General features: G+C 39.1%; 3 protein-coding genes. All 3 read right to left on the bottom strand.

What is annotated here, in order from left to right:
• Nucleotides 1–389 precede the first annotated feature (389 nt).
• The 3 genes from CW749_RS28300 to CW749_RS26900 all read right to left on the bottom strand — a co-directional run bounded on the left by CW749_RS28300 (nt 390) and on the right by CW749_RS26900 (nt 2,089).
• The gene (locus CW749_RS28300; RefSeq protein WP_180958502.1) at nt 390–803 is read right to left on the bottom strand and encodes a cell envelope integrity protein TolA; all 414 of its coding nucleotides are present in this window, start codon (nt 801–803) and stop codon (nt 390–392) included.
• Between the two features lie 146 nt (nt 804–949).
• A complete protein-coding gene (locus tag CW749_RS26905; RefSeq protein WP_101115555.1) occupies nt 950–1,627 on the bottom strand; it encodes a hypothetical protein in 678 nt (225 codons plus the stop codon).
• 141 nt (nt 1,628–1,768) lie between these two features.
• A complete protein-coding gene (locus CW749_RS26900) occupies nt 1,769–2,089 on the bottom strand; it encodes a hypothetical protein (RefSeq protein ID WP_101115554.1) in 321 nt (106 codons plus the stop codon).
• Nucleotides 2,090–2,215 lie beyond the last annotated feature (126 nt).

The following is a 2,215-nucleotide window of genomic DNA, read 5'->3' as shown; positions in this document are numbered from 1 at the left end:
CATTCAATGAACAGCATCTTAGCCAACAAAACCCTCTGCAACCAGACCACAAAACCTAAAACGCAGATTCAGTCGAGAATTTAGGAAAGCTAGCCGGAAACCAAACTTCAAAATCTGATGAAGCTGAATAATTTTGAAACCTACAACGACTTGGCTTGTGAGAATTTTCCACCTTGATGCTGGCTATGGAATCGAAATATGAAGCACTGAAGCCAGCAATGTTCGAGAACCTTACCCCCTTTGAACTACCAAAGCGCTATAACGCCCTGTTAAGGTGTGAGCAACGCAATACCGAAGCTCCCGCATACCACCTTAATCACTTAAACCAACGCATAGTAAAAATGCCACGCGTTGCGAATCACTCTTAAACAGTTTGTTAGGGCAATTCGTTAATACGATAGAGTCAAGCTTATATTTGTTAGCTGTGAGGCAACTTTTGAGTCCAAAGGCAAAGGAAACTCAGCTATATCCCAAATAGCATTGAATGCACTCCGACAAAGTCTATTTTGTATATTCATACCTACATTTGTAACTAAACCTTCAGGACTTAAACGGACTGTTAATCTGCACTCTGAGCCCTTGTAACTCTCCTTTTTAGGCAAAGCACTTCGGATCATTTCCATGTATATGCTTCCATACTTTGAAATTTCATTTTTTTCTGGGGTCATATTAGATAATTGACTGAAGATCTGTTCTAACGCAGCTTTTTGCTCTTGCCTTTCTTTCTCGAGAATATCCACTTCTGCTATTGCTGGATTAATATTTGAAAGCAAGAAAAGCGCTAACAAACTAACGAACCTCATAATGTATTATCCTCAATTACGTGTTGCCCTAACGCCCTGTTAAGGTGTGAGCAACGCAATACCGAAGCTCCCGCATACCACCTTAACCACTAAAACCAACGCATAGTAAAAATGCCACGCGTTGCGAATCACTCTTAAACAGTTTGTTATGCTTCCGATAAAAGAGTATCAATTTCAGTAGGGTCGCTTAAGTACATTTGCACCAATTCAAGATTTTCCAACCCTGAGTTGCTTAAGCCAATATCTTCTCGAAGAGATTTATACAAAGCATCTACATGCCGAAATATCGTTAAACTGTCTTGCTCTTCCCCACTATTTTTCCTGTAATCAAGGAAAGCTTGAATCACTTTGGGACCTCCCCAAAGAAGAATTCCATTTTGGAATTTTTCAAACTCATCAAGAATTTTTTGCTGATTTGGCATTTTCTTCTTGTTACTGGCGTTAGTTCCTTGCATAAATGCAGAGACTAATTTTAAAAAGTCATTGTAAATTTCAACTTTCTTTTGGCGATGTGCTTCTTCAATTTCTCTTTCACGGACATGCCTTTGTAAAATAAGCTCTCTTTCGCTTATTTTTTCTTGGACTCTTAACTCACGCTCACTCATCCTTTTTTGAGCAAGTAACTCTCTAGATTTTTGGCTAGAATGGGTAAATATTGCAATTATAAGCCCTGTCGTTAGTGATCCAAATGCCGCAATTATCGCGACAATTATTTTCAAATCCGCATTTCTTAACGAATTAAAGAATAGTTCAGCCAACGACCACAATAAAATACCAATGAGGATACCGGCTAAATATGGAAGTACCCCTTTAATACGATTCACTATCGTTCTCCTCAAATTTGCTTAGGAAGCATAACGCCAGCTTAAACCGCAGACAACGTACAAAACAAGCTACTGCATAGCACCTTAAGCACTTAATTCACCGNNGTTGTTTGTCGGTTTGAAGCTTTTGTTATATCGAATCTACTCATGTTCACGCAAAGCTGAAATTACACAATTCGAATGAGTGTTATCTACAACATAACTTAGTTTTTTACCCCGCGCCTTAGCGGACAATGCATATGAATATAGAGCCTTATCATACTCAGTTCCACTCATATTGATTTGCCCCCTATCATATGAACAATGAGCCGCAAATTGAGGGGAGGCCACATATGCAACTCCATTATTTAAATACAACTCCCAGTTTGTCAGCTTTTGAGTAGGCCAATATCTCTTGGCATTTGCTCCAGCAGCAAACAGTACAGTAAAAATGACTCCTACAATAAATAGCTTGTTTTTCATATCCCCTCCATCATTTTAGATATAACGCCCAGTTAAGTAGCCAAAAACGCACAAATGTTGTTTCTGCAAACTACCCTAAACACAAAACTCACCGCAAACCAAAAGTGCCACGCGTTTTTGGTCTGC

It is taken from the genome of Vibrio sp. vnigr-6D03 (genome assembly GCF_002835515.1).
Lineage (GTDB): Bacteria > Pseudomonadota > Gammaproteobacteria > Enterobacterales > Vibrionaceae > Vibrio > Vibrio penaeicida.
The sequence above is the reverse complement of the archived record's forward strand: the minus strand, read 5'-3'. Positions and strand labels throughout refer to the sequence as shown.